Annotated in this window: 22 protein-coding genes; 13 read left to right on the forward strand and 9 right to left on the reverse strand. The window is 36.1% G+C overall.

Annotation, left to right across the window (positions count from 1 at the left end; all coding sequences use genetic code 11):
• The first annotated feature begins 93 nt into the window (after window positions 1-93).
• From ODR02_RS21470 to ODR02_RS21495, 6 genes are all read left to right on the forward strand, one after another.
• Window positions 94-1,722: an NADP-dependent glyceraldehyde-3-phosphate dehydrogenase gene (locus ODR02_RS21470; protein ID WP_309513510.1), complete on the forward strand. Its 1,629-nt coding sequence runs from the start codon at window positions 94-96 to the stop codon at window positions 1,720-1,722.
• 148 nt (window positions 1,723-1,870) lie between these two features.
• Window positions 1,871-2,380, forward strand: a complete 510-nt coding sequence (locus tag ODR02_RS21475) for an RNA polymerase sigma factor (RefSeq protein WP_309513511.1) — start codon at window positions 1,871-1,873, stop codon at window positions 2,378-2,380.
• 11 nt (window positions 2,381-2,391) lie between these two features.
• The gene (locus ODR02_RS21480) at window positions 2,392-3,207 is read left to right on the forward strand and encodes a hypothetical protein (RefSeq protein WP_309513512.1); all 816 of its coding nucleotides are present in this window, start codon (window positions 2,392-2,394) and stop codon (window positions 3,205-3,207) included.
• A gap of 61 nt (window positions 3,208-3,268) precedes the next feature.
• Window positions 3,269-3,628 carry a DUF7716 domain-containing protein gene (locus ODR02_RS21485; RefSeq protein ID WP_309513513.1) on the forward strand — a complete coding sequence of 120 codons (360 nt, stop codon included), beginning with the start codon at window positions 3,269-3,271 and terminating at the stop codon, window positions 3,626-3,628.
• Window positions 3,629-3,932: 304 nt separating this feature from the next.
• Window positions 3,933-4,442 carry an RNA polymerase sigma factor gene (locus ODR02_RS21490; RefSeq protein ID WP_105680619.1) on the forward strand — a complete coding sequence of 170 codons (510 nt, stop codon included), beginning with the start codon at window positions 3,933-3,935 and terminating at the stop codon, window positions 4,440-4,442.
• Window positions 4,443-4,455: 13 nt separating this feature from the next.
• Window positions 4,456-5,046 carry a hypothetical protein gene (locus ODR02_RS21495; RefSeq protein ID WP_209783987.1) on the forward strand — a complete coding sequence of 197 codons (591 nt, stop codon included), beginning with the start codon at window positions 4,456-4,458 and terminating at the stop codon, window positions 5,044-5,046.
• Window positions 5,047-5,088: 42 nt separating this feature from the next.
• Here the strand turns inward: ODR02_RS21495 and ODR02_RS21500 are convergent, their stop codons facing one another.
• Window positions 5,089-6,483, reverse strand: a complete 1,395-nt coding sequence (locus tag ODR02_RS21500) for a S41 family peptidase (protein ID WP_309513514.1) — start codon at window positions 6,481-6,483, stop codon at window positions 5,089-5,091.
• 315 nt (window positions 6,484-6,798) lie between these two features.
• Here ODR02_RS21500 and ODR02_RS21505 point away from each other — a divergent pair, with 315 nt between their 5' ends.
• A complete protein-coding gene (locus ODR02_RS21505; RefSeq protein WP_309513515.1) occupies window positions 6,799-7,896 on the forward strand; it encodes an MBL fold metallo-hydrolase in 1,098 nt (365 codons plus the stop codon).
• On the opposite strand, the gene ODR02_RS21510 is transcribed toward ODR02_RS21505, so the two are convergent.
• Window positions 7,897-8,184, reverse strand: coding sequence for a GNAT family N-acetyltransferase (locus tag ODR02_RS21510; protein ID WP_105680615.1), 288 nt, complete (start codon window positions 8,182-8,184; stop codon window positions 7,897-7,899). It abuts the gene before it with no gap.
• 537 nt (window positions 8,185-8,721) lie between these two features.
• Between ODR02_RS21510 and ODR02_RS21515 the strand changes: the two genes are divergently transcribed.
• The 4 genes from ODR02_RS21515 to ODR02_RS21530 all read left to right on the forward strand — a co-directional run bounded on the left by ODR02_RS21515 (window position 8,722) and on the right by ODR02_RS21530 (window position 12,374).
• The gene (locus tag ODR02_RS21515; RefSeq protein WP_309513516.1) at window positions 8,722-9,180 is read left to right on the forward strand and encodes a hypothetical protein; all 459 of its coding nucleotides are present in this window, start codon (window positions 8,722-8,724) and stop codon (window positions 9,178-9,180) included.
• Between the two features lie 122 nt (window positions 9,181-9,302).
• Complete coding sequence (locus tag ODR02_RS21520) at window positions 9,303-10,208, forward strand: helix-turn-helix domain-containing protein (protein WP_309513517.1); 906 nt, start codon at window positions 9,303-9,305, stop codon at window positions 10,206-10,208.
• A gap of 86 nt (window positions 10,209-10,294) precedes the next feature.
• Window positions 10,295-11,296 carry an aldo/keto reductase gene (locus tag ODR02_RS21525; protein WP_309513518.1) on the forward strand — a complete coding sequence of 334 codons (1,002 nt, stop codon included), beginning with the start codon at window positions 10,295-10,297 and terminating at the stop codon, window positions 11,294-11,296.
• Between the two features lie 85 nt (window positions 11,297-11,381).
• Window positions 11,382-12,374: an MBL fold metallo-hydrolase gene (locus tag ODR02_RS21530; protein WP_309513519.1), complete on the forward strand. Its 993-nt coding sequence runs from the start codon at window positions 11,382-11,384 to the stop codon at window positions 12,372-12,374.
• Window positions 12,375-12,700: 326 nt separating this feature from the next.
• On the opposite strand, the gene ODR02_RS21535 is transcribed toward ODR02_RS21530, so the two are convergent.
• Both ODR02_RS21535 and ODR02_RS21540 read right to left on the reverse strand, forming a co-directional pair.
• Window positions 12,701-13,093, reverse strand: coding sequence for a DoxX family protein (locus ODR02_RS21535; RefSeq protein ID WP_079242171.1), 393 nt, complete (start codon window positions 13,091-13,093; stop codon window positions 12,701-12,703).
• A gap of 36 nt (window positions 13,094-13,129) precedes the next feature.
• The gene (locus ODR02_RS21540; RefSeq protein WP_309513520.1) at window positions 13,130-13,906 is read right to left on the reverse strand and encodes a DUF1223 domain-containing protein; all 777 of its coding nucleotides are present in this window, start codon (window positions 13,904-13,906) and stop codon (window positions 13,130-13,132) included.
• Window positions 13,907-13,952: 46 nt separating this feature from the next.
• Between ODR02_RS21540 and ODR02_RS21545 the strand changes: the two genes are divergently transcribed.
• Window positions 13,953-14,117, forward strand: coding sequence for a hypothetical protein (locus tag ODR02_RS21545; RefSeq protein ID WP_309513521.1), 165 nt, complete (start codon window positions 13,953-13,955; stop codon window positions 14,115-14,117).
• A gap of 113 nt (window positions 14,118-14,230) precedes the next feature.
• On the opposite strand, the gene ODR02_RS21550 is transcribed toward ODR02_RS21545, so the two are convergent.
• The 5 genes from ODR02_RS21550 to ODR02_RS21570 all read right to left on the reverse strand — a co-directional run bounded on the left by ODR02_RS21550 (window position 14,231) and on the right by ODR02_RS21570 (window position 18,480).
• Entirely contained in the window at window positions 14,231-14,995 is a 765-nt protein-coding gene (locus tag ODR02_RS21550) for a LytR/AlgR family response regulator transcription factor (protein WP_309513522.1), read from the reverse strand.
• Entirely contained in the window at window positions 14,976-15,989 is a 1,014-nt protein-coding gene (locus ODR02_RS21555) for a sensor histidine kinase (protein ID WP_209783995.1), read from the reverse strand. The genes ODR02_RS21550 and ODR02_RS21555 overlap by 20 nt, the downstream gene beginning before the upstream one ends.
• 154 nt (window positions 15,990-16,143) lie before the next feature.
• Window positions 16,144-16,587, reverse strand: coding sequence for a hypothetical protein (locus tag ODR02_RS21560; RefSeq protein ID WP_309513523.1), 444 nt, complete (start codon window positions 16,585-16,587; stop codon window positions 16,144-16,146).
• On the reverse strand, window positions 16,584-17,561 hold the full coding sequence (locus ODR02_RS21565) for a heme-binding domain-containing protein (protein ID WP_309513524.1): 978 nt from the start codon (window positions 17,559-17,561) through the stop codon (window positions 16,584-16,586). Before ODR02_RS21565 ends, ODR02_RS21560 begins: the two co-directional genes overlap by 4 nt.
• Window positions 17,562-17,733: 172 nt before the next feature.
• Window positions 17,734-18,480 carry an SDR family oxidoreductase gene (locus tag ODR02_RS21570; RefSeq protein WP_309513525.1) on the reverse strand — a complete coding sequence of 249 codons (747 nt, stop codon included), beginning with the start codon at window positions 18,478-18,480 and terminating at the stop codon, window positions 17,734-17,736.
• Between the two features lie 100 nt (window positions 18,481-18,580).
• Between ODR02_RS21570 and ODR02_RS21575 the strand changes: the two genes are divergently transcribed.
• Window positions 18,581-18,916: a winged helix-turn-helix transcriptional regulator gene (locus ODR02_RS21575; RefSeq protein ID WP_209783998.1), complete on the forward strand. Its 336-nt coding sequence runs from the start codon at window positions 18,581-18,583 to the stop codon at window positions 18,914-18,916.
• The last annotated feature ends 174 nt before the right edge of the window (window positions 18,917-19,090 follow it).

Below are 19,090 nucleotides of genomic sequence, written 5' to 3' on the forward strand. Positions count from 1 at the left end.
ATAAAGATTCTTCCTTCGTCAGAATGACATGAGTTAAATTATTTAAATTTTGAGACAATTTCAATCTTATCACATAAAAAAATAGAAAGATTTATGAGTTCAGAAAATACAGCATCATTTCATCACATTTTTAAAGCAGAAAACGAAATTCCGGAAGAATATAAAGTTCCGGTCATTCATCAGAGAACTTATCTTTTGAATGGCGAACTGGTAGAGTGGAACGGCGATGTTACCGAAATCTATTCTCCGGTATGCATCCCCACAGAAAACGGATTGGAAAGAAAGCTTCTGGGAAGTATTCCGAATATTGGTCCAAACGAGGCTATGGAAGTTCTTGAAGCCTGTGTAAAAGCCTATGATAATGGACTTGGCGAATGGCCGACAATGTCTGTGGAAGGACGTATCAAATGCATGCAGAAATTCGTATACCTGATGATTCAGCAGAGAGATTTGATCATTAAGCTGCTGATGTGGGAGATCGGAAAAACGCTGGCAGATTCTACCAAGGAATTTGACCGTACTGTAGATTATATCAATCAGACCATTGATGCACTAAAAGATCTCGACAGAGAATCATCTCGTTTTCAACAGGCTGAGGGGACTATCGCTCAGATCAGAAGAGCACCACTTGGAGTGGTTTTAAGTATGGGACCATTTAATTATCCTCTGAATGAAATTTTTACCACATTGATTCCGGCTCTGATCATGGGAAATACCATTCTTTTTAAACTTCCAAAACATGGAGTATTGGCTCATTATCCTTTATTAAATGCTTTCAAAGAAGCATTCCCGAAAGGAACGGTGAATACCTTATACGGAAAAGGATCAGAAATCATCACACCGATCATGGAGAGCGGAAAAGTGAATGTGCTGGCTTTTATCGGTTCAAGTAAAGTGGCTAACGGACTGAAAAAACTCCATCCGAAAGTGAATCGTTTAAGAGCTATTTTGAGTTTGGATGCGAAAAATGCAGCCATTGTGACCAAAAATGCCAATCTGGATGTAGCGGTGAGTGAGTGTATTTTAGGAGCGCTTTCTTTCAATGGACAACGTTGTACGGCATTAAAGCTGATATTTGTTCAGAAAGAAGTGGCCTTGGAATTTACTGAGAAATTAACTGCCGCCGTTTCTGCGTTGAAGGCTGGGCTGCCGTGGGAAAAAGACGTTAAAGTAACACCACTTCCGGAAGTGAACAAACCTTCTTATTTAAAAGAATGTATTGATGATGCTTTACAAAAAGGAGCTGCAGTTCTGAATAAAGATGGAGGTTATACAGATGAATCTTTTGTTTTTCCGGCAGTAGTATATCCCGTAAACAGTGATATGAAACTGTATCATGAGGAGCAGTTTGGCCCTGTGATTCCTGTTGTTCCCTTTGAAGATATAGAAGAACCTATAGACTATCAGGTGAATGCTTCCCATGGGATGCAGGTGAGTATTTTCAGTGAAGATCCCCATGAAGTAGCAAGACTGATTGATCCGTTTGTTAATCTTGTAAGCCGTGTCAACATCAACTGTCAGGCACAGCGAGGTCCGGATGTTTTTCCTTTTACCGGAAGAAAAGACAGTGCGGAAGGAACACTTTCTGTTTTTGATGCACTCCGTTCGTTCTCTATCAGGTCTTTGGTAGCAGCAAAACTTACAGATTCTAACAAAGAGTTACTGAATACTATCGTCAGAGAACATGATTCTAACTTTTTAAGTACCGATTATATTTTCTGATTGCAATTGATTTAACATAAAATAAAAATCCTCAATAAATTAATGTGTTTATTGAGGATTTTTTTAACTTAATGCCGGAAATTAGAGTTTTGTGTTATAATAAGATGATGTTTTTTAGAAATATCATCTAAGGATCAGTGTGTAAATCATGTCTTCACCGGAAAAAGAATTTTTAGAGAAAATTGAAAAACACAAAGGGGTTGTTTTCAAGATCTCTAAAATGTATATGGATAATAAGGACGATCAGAATGACCTCTATCAGGAGATCATTTACCAGGCCTGGAAATCATACGCTGATTTTCAAAAGAGAAGTGATTTCTCTACATGGCTTTACAGAACTGCGCTTAACACAGCAATTGTTTTCCTGCGAAGTGAAAAAAAACGTAGTTTTATACAGAATCAGAATGTAGATGGGATGAGTGCCCGGCAGGAACCTTATAATGATACGGATGATGTGAATATGAAGCGGATGTATGAAGCCATCCATCAGTTGAGCCCCATAGATAAAGCCCTAATCTTTTTCTTTTTAGAAGGGTTTTCGGGAAAAGAGATTGCTCTTCAGCTGGGAATTACCGAAGTGAATACACGGGTAAAGCTGAAAAGAGCTAAAGAAAAACTGAAAGAGATTATTAGTGGGCAAGATGCCGATTCCCATTAAAAGATAACACTATGGATTTAGAAAACTTTAAAGAACTTTGGGATAAAGATACAGGAAAGGAGTCTCCTGAAATTTCTCTGGAAAAACAGAGAGAAATACATTCTCCATTAGAAATGCTGAAAGTGAATATGCAGACAGAGTTTTGGCTGATGATTGTTACACTGCCTTTGCTTCTGACCAATTTTCCGTTTGCATCTACGGATTCTAATATTAGAACTATATCAGCATTTGTCACTGTTCTGACGGTTGCTATTATCATCTATTTTTATTCCCGCTTTCTGAAATTATACAAGATGCTTCAGAAGAACAGTATCAATACCAATTATGATCTGTTCAGCCTTAAAAACCAGCTTCTTATCTCAAAAGAGATTTATATTTCCTATTATATTTCTTATATCCCTCTTGGATTTCTTTTGTCTCTGATTAAAATTAATTTCCATTTTGATATGGAATATAATCTGGCGATCTTCGGGATCAGCGTTCTGATCACTCTTCTGTTGATTGCTTTTATTATCAGATACTGGATCTACTATATGTATGGAAGATATATTGATGATGTGGTACGGTTGGTAGATGAACTTAATGGAATAGAAGTAACTCCTAAAAAGGAAAGGAGAAAAACATGGTTTGAACGCTCACAGAAATTTTTTATCAATAAAATGGGAATTCAAGGGAACATCCTGAATACGGTCTTATGGTTTGTATCGATGTATATTTTTATCATTTTATTTTTGACAATTGTTCTTTTGATCATCATAATCGTGGGGGCAAAGCTTAATTTCCTTGATATCGGATCATTACAGAGAGCTTTAAATAAACTGAATTAGAAATGCTTTATCTTCTATAAATTTTCTATCTTTAAAAAGTTGAGTTGTTAAAAAATATCAGATGGATGAGATTAAAAATCAGATGTATTGTATAGAAGAATTTCTGGAGCTTGTGAAGCGTAAGCAGGACAGGAAGGAGTCTTATGATCCGGAATACAATTATGCGGTCTATTCTTCAAAAGATGAATTTGAACCGGAAATGAAAGTTTTTATCGGAGATCCTTTGGATATAGGAGGAAACGATAACGAAATCTTACCTGATTTTGTATATCATAATAAACTTAAGTATATGTGTTCTGATGAGAATATTCAGGATGTGGTGGATCTTGCCTTCCGGCAGTATGCTGAGGTCTCTTCTTATCAGCTTATCACTGCGCTGAATTACTATATTGAAAAAGATGACTTCTTAGATTTTAAATAAATCAGAACTGAATATTGATACAAAACCCTGATATTTTTTATATCAGGGTTTTTATTGTATGTAACATTTTTACTTTTTTTCTACTAACTGTTCAAATCAATAAAATATTGGCCTGGTAGGCTTTTAAAGATAAAATCCAATAAAAATTATTTCGAGCCATACTATTCAGAGAAAATAGTAAAAAAGTTTAAAAAACACACAAAATGAGACCTGACAGTACTTTTCTGTCTGGTTTTTTTATTTCTTTTGTGAAAATCTGTAACAATTTTTTTAAATGAAAACTAACTCTATAGAGTAACAAGCTATGACCTCATTAGAACAAGAGTTTATACGTAAAATTGAACAGCATAAAGGAATCTTATTTAAGATTTCTAAAATGTACATGACTGAAAAGGATGATCGTGATGATCTTTTTCAGGAGATTACCTATCAGCTCTGGAAAGCATTTCCCGGTTTCAGAGGTGAAAGTGAATTTTCTACATGGCTGTACAGAATCTCTTTGAATACAGCGATTATTTTCCTTAAAACAGAAAAGAGAAGAAGCTTTATTGCCCGTGAAGATTTTTCTAATCAAATCATTGTTCAGGAAGATTATGATTATCATAAAGAAGAAAGACTGACAGAAATGTATAAAGCTATTCATCAGCTCAATCCCATTGATAAAGCCTTTATATTCTATTATCTCGAAGACTTTTCAGGAAAGCAGATTGCAGAGCAGATGGGTATTTCTGAAGGCAATGTAAGAGTGAAAATGAACCGGGCAAAAAATAAACTTAAAGATATCTTAAGCCAAATAAAAACCAACAAACATTAAAATCAGTAATCCTATGAATATAGATGAATTGAAAAATACCTGGAATGAAGATATTGTGGAAGAAACTCCTGAAATCAGTATAGAGCAAAGAAATAAACTGAATCTTCCCCTTGAAAAAATACGTAAGAACATGCGTGTGGAATTCTGGTGGGTAATAGGAATCTTTGTTTTCGCCTTTCTGGTGTGTTCTGTATGCAGACCATTCAAACTTCAATTGTACATAACGGTTTTGATTGCATCCATGCTTATTGTCACCGTTTTCTTTTTCAGTAAGTTCTTTACATTGTATAATGAAATCAGTAATCCTGCACCCAAAACGTATGATTCTCTGAAAGATCTGGTGATGCAACTGAACCTTAATAAACAGTATTATCTCTCATACTACATCAGTTTTGCCCCATTTCTGGTGTGTGAAATCCTTATTGTCCTGGAATTTATTCCCTGGCCAAAACCATTGAGTGAACTGAAGATTGCAGTCATCTTAATCGGATCGGTAATTGTAGGATTGTTTTTACTGTACCTGGCTGGGAAATTCTGGTTTCACCGCTATTACGGAAGATACATTCAGCATATTGAAAATCTTCTGGAAGAGTTGAAAAGATAAAAAAAGATTTCGGCGGGCTGAAAGCCCGCCGAAACTCTATACTTATTGTCCTTTATTTTGCTTTTCTTTTGCTATTTCATTTTTTATCCAATCCAGCTGAGGATCTTTTTTATCAAGAATATCCTGCATAGTTTCAGTAATAGTCACATCAGGGACAACCCCTTTCCGTGAGTCTGAAAAATTAATATTAGGCTGTACCAAAAGTAATCCGATAGGGAATCTTATTTCAGAATTAGGAAGTTTCTGATACGAATAAAAACCGGCAACAGTTCCGTCATTGGCACCTCCGGTTTCTTCTCCTACCAGCGTTGCTCTTTTGTCGTTTTTAAGCTTAGCTGTAATAATAGAGGATGCGGAGAAACTTCCTCCGTTAATCAATACAAAAACTTTTCCGTGAAAGGATTCCTTTTTTGGTTTTGTAGGTTTGTCAGCCTTCATCTTGTAGAATACTTTTCCATCCTTTTTATACGTACTGAAAGTCTGTGCAAAAAAGTAACTCGGATAGGCAATGCTTTTAAGAGCATATTCTAAGGGAGTACTTTTTCTGAAATAATTTGTACGCAGAGGAGCATTCCTGGAAGTTAACTGAGATGGTTTGATCAGGGTAAATGGTTCATCGGCCAGATAAGAATACAGATTATTGATTTCATACAATGATCCACCGTAATTATTTCGGACATCTATGATAAGGTAGGAAGATTTTGCATGACTGATCTTGGCAAAAGTTTTTTTATAAAATTCATCCGAATAATCTCTTGAGAAGCTTTTCACCTTAATATAAGCAATGGTACTGTCTTTATCCAGAAATCTGAAACTCCTGTTATAAGAATTACTGGAAGCTACATAGTCATTCAGTTTCTTTTCCGGAGTTTTTTTCTGCATTTCCTTATCCTTTTCAAGATCAGAATCGGATTTCGTTTCTCGGGTTAAGGTATATGTTCGCTTTTCTCCTTCATAAAGGGTTTCAAGAGTCGCTTTAGTCCCAAATCCATTTTCTGCAGTATAGAAATTAAAGAACAGATCTTTTAAAAAGTATGGCTGGAAAGTGGTATTATCACCATCACTGCTGATCAGGCCTCTGTACTTCTTTATATAATCAGATACAGGAACATTGTTGATGGATAAAATCTCAGTTCCCGGTTGTATATGCTCAATAGAATCTCTGTTTTGAATGATATACATCCTGTCTCCAGAAATGTAATATTCAAAACGGCTGAACATCCCTTTCTGATGTTCCAGTCTTTTGATTTCTGTTTTGGTAAATTTCTTTCTGGGAATTCTTAATGAAAGATGGCCTTCGCGAATTCCAGCAATGACAGGCTGGAGCTTAAAATAAAACTGTAGAGGAGTAAGAGGTTCGGTGATCGTCTGTTTAAGACTGTCAAATTTATATTCCAATTCCTTCTTAGGAATATACCAGTATAGTTGAGGGTGCATTTGCTGTAATTTTGAATAGGCAAAATCTACATCCTCCTTAAGTTGCTCCGGTGGAATACATGAAGCCCGCTGTTCGTTATGTTTTTTTATAGAGGCACATGACGAAAAAATAGCGAGAAGAAATATTACCGAATAATTTTTCAATATATCTGAGTTTTTTAAGGTGCTAAAATAGAAAGTTTAAAATTAATGATGACCTAAAAGCATAATAAATTTTTTAAAATACATGATAAATTTAGTTAAAAAATGCAGTAAAATGGAATATGTTTTCATTTAAAAGCAAAAGTCAATACATTTGAAGTTTATTTTATACAGATGATTTATTGGATTATTACGACTGTAGCTGTTTTGACAGTTACCTTTTTTATCGTGATCAATATGAAAGCGTTTGGCGGAGTACCCAAAGGAAACAGGCTGAAACGCATCAGGAATTCGAAACTTTATAAAAAGAGAAAGTTTCAGAATATAAACCATACCCCTTCCATTACAGAAGGCTACAAAACGTGGAAAGTGACATATGATTTCTTTTTAGGAAAGAAAGATCCGCTGTTGAAGCCTTTGAAAACTATTCCATCGCTTCATACTGATTTAAAAAGTATCGATAAGAATCAAGATGTTTTTGTCTGGCTGGGACATTCCTCTTATTATCTGCAGACCGATGGTGTCTCTTTTTTAATTGATCCCGTCTTGAGTCTATATGGTTCACCGTTCAAATACTTTAATAAAGCATTTAAAGGCTCAGAGGTCTTTCAACCCGAAGACATCCCCAATCTCGACTATCTGGTAATAACCCACGATCATTTTGATCATTTGGATTACCCAACTGTAAAATCTATTGAAGGAAGGACGGAAATGGCCATTATACCTTTGGGAGTAGGTGCGCATTTGGAAAGATGGGGCTATGTTGAAAATAAACTTATCGAAGAAGAATGGGGAACAGAAGTTGTTTTGAAAAATGATTTAAAAATTGTTTTTACTCCTGCCAGACACTTTTCCGGCAGAAGGGTAAGGCAGAATGATACACTTTGGAGTTCCTATGTTCTGATAACGCCTACAAAAAGAATTTTCTTAGGAGGAGACAGTGGCTATGATTCTCATTTTAAAACAATTGGTGAGCAATATGGACCTTTTGATTATGCTATTCTTGAGAACGGGCAGTATGGAGAGGCGTGGAGATATATCCATACATTGCCGGAGGATGTTATCCAGGCTGGAACGGATCTTAAAGCAGAACGTATTATTCCGGTGCATGCTGCAAAATTTGCATTGGCACTTCATCCATGGAATGAACCTTTTCAAAAGATAACGGCTCTTGGAAAAGAAAAAAAACTGAATATCCTCACTCCGATGATCGGCGAGGTAGTAGATCTGAATCAGTCAGAACAACAATTTCCAGCATGGTGGGAAAACTGATCAGGCATGCCAGATTTCTTTATATCTTGCAGGGTGATTTTCAAACTGCTGTCTTACAAAATCACATTCCGGATCTACAAGCAAATCTTTCTCTTCTGCGTAGCGTACCAGCTCATCCAGTAATAATTTGGCATATCCTTTTCCCTCACGCTCTTCTTCAAGTTTCGTGTAATATACGATAAGCAGTCTTCCATCAACCTCTATGGACATATAGCCTGCCTTTTTTCCATCTATAAGTAGCTGCAACTCATCCTGATATTGAGATACCTGAAACTTTATATTTTCCATAATAATGTAAGATTTGGATGATTAAAAATAATTTGAGAAGATCTTCTTAAAAACATTCTCTTCATTAAAATTACGAAATTAAATCATATGAAATAATAGTTTTCAGGAATCTTAACGAATTTTATAACATAAATGTAAAAAGATAAAAGATAAAAGATAAAAGATAAAAGATAAAAGATAAAAGATAAAAGATGTTGTTGTTAAAATTCAATAGGGGTGGGCTTCAGCCCAGCCAGACATTAAAAAACATCCATTGGCTTTAGCCTAAGCTTAGAGTATTTACTCTTTATAACACTAAATTTAGTCCCAGCTTACTGATTATTATTTGCTTATCAAAAATCTCTGTTTAATAAAATTAAATGTTTTCTGAGTGTAATTTTAATATGAGTAATCTGTAATAATTTCCTGAAAAATGTGCAAAATATTTTAAAGATAATCAGTTGTTTATAATTTTTCTTAACAAATATTAGCATTTGTAATGAAGGATTGGCACTTTAATTGACTATCTCTTCATGTTTAATTTTAAAGTGGAGTGAAATGAAAAAATTAATATTAACAGCATTATTGGTTGGGGCATTCAGTTTGAGTTATGCCCAGTCAGATTATTATAATGACTATAGAAGGAGTATCTCAGATATCAATTGGCAAAGAGTAATTACGGATCTTGTACTTTCAACAACGCAGGCCAATCAAATCTATGTGCTGAATGACAGATACCATGATTATGATACATGGAACAGAGTGTATGTGGTGGAGCCGGGAAGATGGAGAAACGACCGTTATTCGGAGCTGGAAAGAATTCTGGGAAGAGAAAAGTATATCATTTTTAAAAAGAAATATTACAGAGGTCAGAATCCTGTAATTGTTTACGGCAGAAATAAAAACGATTATAAAAAATACCGTAAACAACAGGAAAAGTATTATAAAAATCAGGAGAAATACTACAAAAAACAAAATAAACATCGTGGTCATGGACATGATGACGATTGGGATTAACCCATTATCAACTCTATATCACTTTAAATGGCTGGCATGTTTTTGTCAGCCATTTTATTTTTTCAATCCAAGGATTATTTATTATTGTGATTTAATTTGTTTGATTTTTATAACTTTGATCTATGGAATCACACGAGTCACTCAAAGGTTTTTATGAAAGAAACGCTCCCAATCTTGCATCACAGTGTATTGGGGTGAATAAGATGGGACATTTTAATGTCTTTTCAAGAGAATACTGTTCTCCTCTTACCCCTTACAGCAGAAGAGATTATTATAAAATTTCACTGATCATAGGAAAAGGAAAACTTCATTATGCCGATAAATGGATTAAAGTAGACCGTCCTGCCTTATTGTTTTCAAACCCTATTATTCCTTATTCCTGGGAAGCTGATGATGAAGATCAGAAAGGCTGGTTTTGCCTGTTTACAGACCAGTTTCTGCATAATGGAAGCCGTATGGGAAATCTTCAGGATTCTCCGCTTTTTAAGATTGGAGGAACTCCGGTTTTCTTTGTCAATGAAGAACAGCAGAAAATACTTTCTGAAATGTATACGAAAATGATGACGGAAATCCAGTCGGATTATATTCATAAATATGATATGCTGAGAGCTTATCTTCACCTGATGATTCATGAAACGATGAGGATGCAGCCGGCAGACAGCTTTGAACCTTATCAGAATGCTTCACAAAGAGTGGCTTCTTTATTCATGGAGCTTCTGGAAAGACAATTTCCTATCGACAGTCCTGAAGCCTTTTTAAAATTAAAAACGCCTAGTGATTATGCTCAGAGTCTTTCCATTCATGTGAATTCTTTAAATCGTTCTGTAAAAGAGATTACAGGGAAAACAACCAGTCAGCAGATTACCGGAAGGATTATTCAGGAAGCCAATGCTTTATTGAAACATACAGACTGGAATATTTCTGAGATCGCATATGGATTAGGTTTCGAAGAACCCGCTTATTTTACCAATTACTTTAAAAAACAAACCGGAATTACTCCTAATGCCTTAAGAATGGATGTTGTTTGAATTTTATAATTCTTAGTTTGAATTCTATATCGTGGTTGGCCGTTACTTGTTCTAATTTTGTCTTGTAAAATTAAATCATACCTATCATGAAATTTAAAAAATTAGGAAACACAGAAGAACAGTTATCAGCAATCGGACTAGGATGCATGGGAATGAGTTTTGCTTATGGTCCTACCGATGAGCAGGAAAGTATCAATACCCTGCACAGAGCATTAGATTTAGGCGTTAATTTCTGGGATACAGCAGATATGTATGCCAATGGGGAAAATGAAAAACTGATCTCTAAAGTTCTGGTTCCGAACCGAGATAAGATTTTTATTGCGACCAAGTTCGGGTTCAGGTTTAAAGATGGAAAAGCTAGCCACAGCGGAGCTCCCGGAACTTATTTTGATGGTTCTCCGGAATGGATCAGACAGGCAGTAGATTTAAGCCTTCAAAGATTAAAGATCGATACTATTGACCTTTACTATGCCCACAGAGTAGACCCGAATATTCCGGTAGAAGAAACAGTAGGAGCAATGGCTGAGCTGGTGAAAGCAGGAAAAGTGAAATATATCGGATTATCTGAAGCTTCCGCAGAGTCTATCAGAAAAGCCAACAAAATTCACCCGATCGCAGCCTTACAGTCAGAATATTCTATTTTGACCAAAGATGTTGAAAAAGAGATTTTACCAACCATCAGAGAGCTGGGAATTTCTTTAGTTCCTTACTCACCGTTGGCGAGAGGACTTTTCACCAATATTTACGATGTACAGAACCTTGGTGATGACGATTTCAGAAAATCATTACCCCGTTATCAGCAGGAATATCTTGAAAATAATACCAAACTGGCTAACGAAATTAATGAGCTTGCCGCTTCCAAAGGTGTGAAAGGAACTCAACTCGCATTAGCCTGGGTATTGAACCAGGGAGATGATATTATCCCAATTCCAGGCACTAAGCGAATTAAATATCTGGAAGAAAATATTGCCGCCGTCAATATAGAGCTTTCCCAATCAGATCTGGATACCATTGATGCTATTCTGAAAAAATACCCGAATGTAGGGGAAAGATATACTGAAGGTTCAATGAAATTGGTCAATAACTAAAAGACTATGATACAAAAACTGAGTTCCCGATCATGAAAGGAGCTCAGTTTTTTGTTTTAATAGTTAAAATGAACAGAGCTAAGCTATGAACAGAAGAGAATTATTAAAGAACGGATTATTAGCGGGAACATTAAGTATGGTCCCTTTTTCCGGTTTAATGGCAGAAAAGAAATCCGTTACTGAAAAAACTGAAGATGATCTTTCCGGTTTTAAAAAATTAAAGCTTGGAGAACTTGAGTTATTTGTACTTACCGATGGGTATATCCGTGAAGAAAATGTGAACACCTTTGCTCCGAGAGCCAATGTTTCGGAACTGAAATCAATTCTTACAGATCATTTCAGACCGGATCATTATATTGATCTGGCGATGAATATCCTATTGATTAAAACAAAAGATAAGCTTATTATGATGGATGCCGGAATGGGGAATTTTGCTGATGAAAGAACCGGATTTTTACTAAAAAGCCTTCAAAAAGCAGGGTTCTCTCCTAAAGACATTACCGATATTTTTATTTCTCACGCACACCCTGATCATATTGGAGGCGTTATCGATAAAAAACAGAATCTGGTTTTTCCGAATGCCAATATTTTCATTTCAAAAATTGAACATGATTTCTGGATGAAAGCTTCCCTTAAAGATTTTAATAACAGTGCTTTGAAAAATCACCCTGAAGTCCTCAATCAGATTATTCCTGCTCTTCAAAACATATTAAAGACCATTCAGCCTAAATTGAAGTTCTATGATTTTGATAATCCACTGTATAAGTATTTCAGTTTTCAGCTGGCTCCCGGTCATACCCCAGGTTTAACCATTACCACAATATCTTCGGGGAATGAAAAGCTATTGTATATTGCTGACCTTATCCATTCTGATATCATTCTTTTTCCTCATCCTGATTGGGGATTTTCCGGAGATACTGATCTGGATATTGCAACCGCTTCAAGAAGAAAAAATCTTCAGCAGTTGGCAGAAACTAAGACCAGAGCATTTGCCAGCCATTTACCTTGGCCTGGATTAGGATTTACAAAAACAAAATCCGGCGCATTTGAATGGTTCCCGGAAAGTTTTATGAATTAGGTAATAGGTAATAGGGATTAGGTGATAGGGGTTAGGGAGAAACAGAAATAAGTTATCTTAATTAATAGTAATTAAGTGGTCACATTCCCCTCCTCCGGAGGGGTGGCAAAAATTCAAAGAATTTTTGACGGGGTGGTTAACTAAACGGAATAATCAAGCATACAAATAATCCAATCAATAGAAGCGGACTTTAGTCCGCTTTTTTAATAAATATTTATTCATTCGGCTTGAGCCAAAACTTATTGATCACTACTTTTACACAACAAATCCTCCCAGGCAACGAGAGGATCTGTTTTAACATAAGAAAAAATTAGAGTTTATTATCATTAAGCCTCTCCGAATATCAATTCAGGAGAATATAGTTTTCTGAACATCAGATAAGTCATCGTGAGGACAGAAAAAGCGACTATAGCATCTATTGTAGACGGAAAACCAAGTACCGCTATTTTTGAAAAGAAAGCAAAGAGAATATCAAAGAACATTCCTGCAAATACCCATTCTTTCAGTCTTAACAATCTATTGGGAAGGAGAAGGACAAGAACGCCTGCAATTTTAAAAACACCCAATATATAAATGAAATGAGGAGGATAGCCAAGCTGTTGGGTAATGTCCCATACAACCGGATTTTTTGTAAGTTCAAAGAAACCACTGGCTCCAAACCAAAGTGACATAAAAATGGCTCCTGCCCAATAGATGATTTTTGTTGTTTTTGTTTTCATTGTTGTAGTAATTTTAATTGTTGATGATGTAAAAAATTATTGAAAAGTTGTTTTTGCTGATCCTGAGATTTTTCCGGTTTTAATATTCTGAATAAAGGCTATGACTTCCCAGCTCTCTGGTGAAAATCCTTCCGGAAGTTTGAATGTTGTTGTTCCTCCCTGTTGCTTATTCAGTGAGATCTGGTTTTGCTGGTGTACGATTTGCCAGTGATGCAGATGACGCCCTTCATTTTCACCTTTTCCTACCTGAGTGGAAGAATGTTTTTCAACCAGATTAACCAGAAGCATACTCTGAGGATCAAGAGAAGACGTTTTATACTGCACTTCAATTTTATTCTGCGAAACATTTGCAGATAATTCTACATTTGTTTTTTTAGCAGCAAACAGAGCTTCCTGAATAGCATTTTTGATATTGCCCTCATCAGAACCTACAAATTCCTTTTGTCCATTGACTACCAGCTGTGGTGTATACACCTGTGAATGTAAGATACGGCTGTATTGCTGCTGTCTCTGGGAGTTTTCGGCGGTACTGAATCTATCCTTCCATCCAAGGCGGTTCCAGTAATCCACATGGTAGGAGAGAAGGTAAACAGGTTCATCCTTATATTCTTTTTGAATTTTTCCCATAAGTTCATCTGCTGGAGGACAGCTTGAACACCCTTCCGAAGTAAAGAGTTCCAAAACAGCGAAACCATTGTTTTCTGAAGCTTGCTGTACTATTGTCTTTTGATCTTTATTTTGATAAATAAATGCTGAAGTAGCAAATAATAATGTGGTGAAAGCACTTACTGTGATTAAGTTTTTTAGTATCATGTCTTTTAATTTGATTCAAAAGTAGATACTCTGGAAAGGCAGAAAAATGGGAAAAAGGGTTAACCGGACAAATCAGAGGGTGAATTCGGAAATTTTGAGGGGAAGGATTTTAAGGCTGGAAGCTGGAAGTGGGAGGCTGGAAGTTTTGGAGTGCAAAGAGGAATTGATGTTTATATTTTTTGATAGTAAAAATATGAGCAATGAAGCTTAAAAAATTAAAGCAAAAGAAAACCCTGATCATCTCAATCAGGGGTATAATGTATTTAAATAAGACTTTTATAGATCATAGTACTTTAAAGTACTTCCAGCACCCAGCTTCTAGCTTCACCTATCCTCCAGCCAAGTAAAGAAACTATGGGTCTTTTCTTTATTAATAAGAAGCTTTTCAGGTGTTTCAATGGTGAGTTTTACCAATATTTTGCGCTGAAAATAATGTTCCATCTCCTTAATTGCTTTAAAATTAATAATATACTGCCTGTTGACTCTGAAAAATTGTTTATCAGAGACCTGTTCCGCAACCTGTCCCAAAGGCTGGGTGAGGGGAAACTGTTCTTTTGCAAATGTAACAAGATGAGTGATCTCATTATGGATATAAAAATACGCAATATCTTCAGTAAGAACTGTAGTGTATTTTTGATTTTTAAAAACAAGGAAACTACTTTTACCGGTAGGAGCAGGCTGGTTGATTTTTTGTATCAACAATTCCAGATCAGGAAGATCATTCTTTTGGAAGAACTTTTTCAGTTCATCAACTTTTCTCAAAGCTTCAGCAATATCTTCCCTGGAAAATGGTTTTAAAACATAATCCACTCCCTTGCTTTTAAAGGCATCCAGCATGTACTGGTCAAAAGCGGTACAAAAAACTACAGGACAGGTGATGTCCACCGATTTGAAAATTTCAAATGAAAGTCCGTCCGAAAGATGGATATCCATAAAAATAAGATCGGGTTTGATCTTCTTTAAGCCTTCAATACTTGCTTCAATACTGTCGTAAACACCCAGTATCTTTGAGTCCGGTTTTAACTCTGAAATTAAATTCTGAAGGGATTTTGCTGCCCTGAATTCGTCTTCAATAATGATTATATTCATGGATTAATGGTAGTTTTATCTGAAATGTTTTTTCGTCTGAATGAATAGTAATATCCTTTTCCAGCAAGTGTTTGTAACGCATTTTAATATTGTCAAGTCCAACCCCTAAAGAATCTTCAGTATTTACTTTTCTCTGTATCGGATTTTCAATCACAATATTACCGTCAGCAGTATAGATTTTAATATGTAAAGGTTTACTTTGTGAAACAATATTATGCTTGATACAATTTTCCACCAGAAGCTGAAGCGTAAAAGGAGGAATAAGAGTAGAACCGGTTTCTTTTCCAAGTTCATTGGTAAACATAATGCCGTCACCAAAACGTGCTTTCTGAAGAAAAAGATAAGCATTTACTATTTTCATTTCTTCCTGAACACTGATCAGGTCTAATTTTCGGCTTTCGAGGGTAAATCTGTAAAAATCGGAAAGCTTCACAATAAAGTCCACTGTTTCTTCATCACGGGTTTCTGCCATCAGTTTTAATGTATTCAGGCTGTTGAAGAGAAAATGAGGATTGATTTGCTGTTTTAACAGTTCATACTGAGCTCCAAGATTGTCACTTTTTACCTTTTCCAGTTCCAGCTGCACCTGTTGTCCTGTATAATTGTTCTGAAGAAGATTCAGGAACATATAGCAGACCAGATTGATTAAAATTCCTCTTACTTCAATCATCAGCATCACCGGCCCGAAATTAATGTGAGAAAGAATCAGCTGCTGAATCCAGGCCAGCCCAAACATAATCACCATTCCAAAACCCAGGATCACCATCAACCTTGAATAGGAAATATGCTGTCTTCGTTTTTTTGTGCGGTTCAGCATGTAAATATTGATGTACCACATGATGACAGAAAATGCAGCCGTAATTCCGGAGTTGACAACGGCTTCTTTCCAGTTGAACTGATGGGATGCAAGCTGAGGTACAGAAGATAAAATGCCCAGAAAAATAGAGCTTATCCAGATAATGGCCTGTGAGATTTTTATTTTTTGCTGTTGCATGAAATCTGCTGATTTGAAAGGGTTAAATTAATGCTTTTTCTTGAAAATATTATGATAAATAGTGAAACGTAAACTTTTATCCATTTACAGAGTACAATCATTATTAAAAGGCAAAATTCAGGATTCACAAAAAATTACCCTATGGTTACTTTTATTAAGGTCTGATGACTGGTCGGTAGCTCATAAAATACTGTATTCTTCCTTCTTTATCGGGAGAAGTACTTTTTGCCGGATCGTTTTTAATTTCATAAGAAATATTTCCAAGATGATCAGCCTGAACAGTTTCAATACTTAATAATTCTCCGGTGATTGTTCCGCCAATATATTGAGGATTTTCATGATATTTCCAGGTAACCAGTTTCATAACGGTACCCGCTTCCGGTTTCTGAGTTTCCTTTGATAAAGATTCCAGTGCTTTTTCATTTCTGTATAAAGCAGACATTGTTTCTTTCTTAGGATTTAAAGAATTGGAAATGAATTTTAAATTTCCCGGGTCAAAAATAACCCTTGAAAGTCCATTATTTGTATCGCTATTTTCTTTGCTGCAGGCGGTAAGTGAAATAAGGCTTACCAGTAAAATCAGGATTGTATTTTTCATTTTTTCTGTAAATTTTGGATTAATCTTTGGGTATTTACTTTCATGGGAACGTCAAAAAGGTAACCTGTTTTTTCTGCTAATTGTCTATGGCAGGCAATACAGGATTCTTTGGCGAAAGAAGCTGTCTTTCCGGTTGGATGGAGATCATTTCCTGAGAATTTTGCAAATCCCCAACCCTCAGTATCTTTATACTGTCTGGAATCTTTTACCATAAACTGTGCATTGACAAATTTTCCGGGTCTGATTTCTCCATCTGGCATTTCCTGTTGCATCCATACAGATTTTACGACAATACTTCCGTCTGGCCATGGGTGAAAGTTTTCTGTTTCCACAGCTTTTACAGCAATATCATTTCCATAAATGACACGGATAGAATGGTCAAAGAGTGTACTCATACTGATCACTTTCCAGTTTTTGAAATCAGGAGTGTACTGAACTCCATTGGGTGAAACCGGAAACTTTGTTGGAGCTGCACCAGGGGTAGTGGAAGAGGGTTGAGGTTCATTTTTATGTTGTGCTGTCGGATTTACCGAAGATAATGAAAGCGTATATTTTTTAATGATTTCAATATCTTTTGGGGTAATTTTAGCAGATGGATGCAGAAGCGTGTATTCATGAAGAGGCATTTTCCCGCTCTGCATCATATTGAGAATGGCATACATTTTTCCCTGATTTTCAGCAGGAGATTTTCCCCATTCTGAAAAATTCAGGACTTCTCTGGCTCTTTTAATGTCTTTATTGACGGCCCAGGAAACAGGTGCAATTTTATCATACCAACTTAAATTTTGCTGGTTGGAATGACAGCTAAAACATGAGTTTTCAAGAATGCTGATCACTTCCCTTGGTGCTTCAATTTTTCCTGTAACCGGCTTCCCTTCCAAAGGTTTGCTGAATAGCTGCAACCCTCCGAAGATTCCTAATATAGCCAGAAATATTATGGCAATGGGATTTCTTTTTTTCTTTACGGTATCCATAATGAGTATTGTTTTTATTTTCTGATTCAAAAGTAGGTGGACAGCACATCCTGTGAAACGGAAAACAGGCTGATCCGGACAAATCAAAAGGTGAATGAGGAATTTTTGACTCCGAAAATACACAAGAAAAATCCCGGTCATTGTATTACCGGGATTTGATTAAATCTGTTATTTATAAAGTAATACCGCCGTCTATCACAATTTCGGTTCCGGTGACATAACTTGAAATCTGATCATCTGACAAATAGGTAACCAGCTTGGCAACTTCTTCAACTGCTCCCATTTTCTTCAATGGAATCTGATCAACGAGATGATTTTGAATATTTTTTAACGTTTCTTCATCAAGACCAGCTTTGCTCATGATCTCGGTTTTTATAGGACCGGGGCTTATCATATTCACTCTGATTTTTCTTGGTGCTAACTCGGCTGCTGCCGTTTTTGCAATCGAGTTCAATGCAGCTTTGCTTGCCTGGTACGCTGAACTGTTCGGTTTATAAGTAGAAGCCACAATAGATGATAAGAATATGACAGAAGCACCTTCATTCAATAAAGGAATGAATTTGCTTAACGTAAAATAAGCGCCTCTGAAATTAATATTCATTACCTGATCAAAATTTTCGACATCCATGTTTTCAATAGGAGTCAGACTTCCGGTAATGCCTGCGTTGATGAACAGAATATCTATTTTGCCAAACTGTTTCTCTACTTCTTCTTTTAAAAGATCAATATCATTAAGTTCTGCCTGATCTGCGATGAAAGGGATTGCTCCAAGTTCCTGAACCGCTTTTTCTACAGCTTCCTTTCGTCTTCCGGTGATGAGAACCGTTGCTCCTTCTGAAATAAGTTCTTTTGCTGCAGCAAATCCGATTCCGCTGTTTCCTCCTGTTACAAGAGCTACTTTATTACTGAATTTTTTCATTGTAAATTTTTTGACAAAATTATTTCAAAATGGTATACTTTTGTAATCAGTATCACAGAGTATATCAGTATCATTGGTGATATCACTTAACTTTGCAACTATGGAAAGAGATCAAAACGAAGAACTTAGAGCCTTACAGGATACCCTTTATTTTATCGGAGGGAAATGGCGAATTCCTGTGATCAATTCACTTTGTAACGGAAACAGACGGTTCAGGGAAATTGAACGCAGTATTCCCGGAATTACCACCAGAATGCTTTCAAAAGAACTGAAAGATATGGAACTGAATAAGCTGGTAAAACGCACCGTTTACCCGGAAACACCTGTTCTGATAGAATATGAACCCACAGAATATTGCCGTACCTTCGGAAATATCATTCAGGAAATGATCAACTGGGGGAGAGAGCATAGAAGAGTGATTGTGGAGGATAGGTAGCAGATGTTAGGTAGCAGGTTGTAGGGATTAGGGATTAGGGATTAGGGACGCGCTGGCCTTTGATGAGTAAGTATGTGCTCAATATTCCCCTCCTTCGGAGGGGTGTCAAAAATTCAAAGAATTTTTGACGGGGTGGTTTTAACGCGGAATTTATATCCACAAAAAAAGCCCCTT

Origin of the sequence: Chryseobacterium sp. CFS2 (assembly GCF_036543225.1) — a bacterium.
Lineage (GTDB): Bacteria > Bacteroidota > Bacteroidia > Flavobacteriales > Weeksellaceae > Chryseobacterium > Chryseobacterium culicis_A.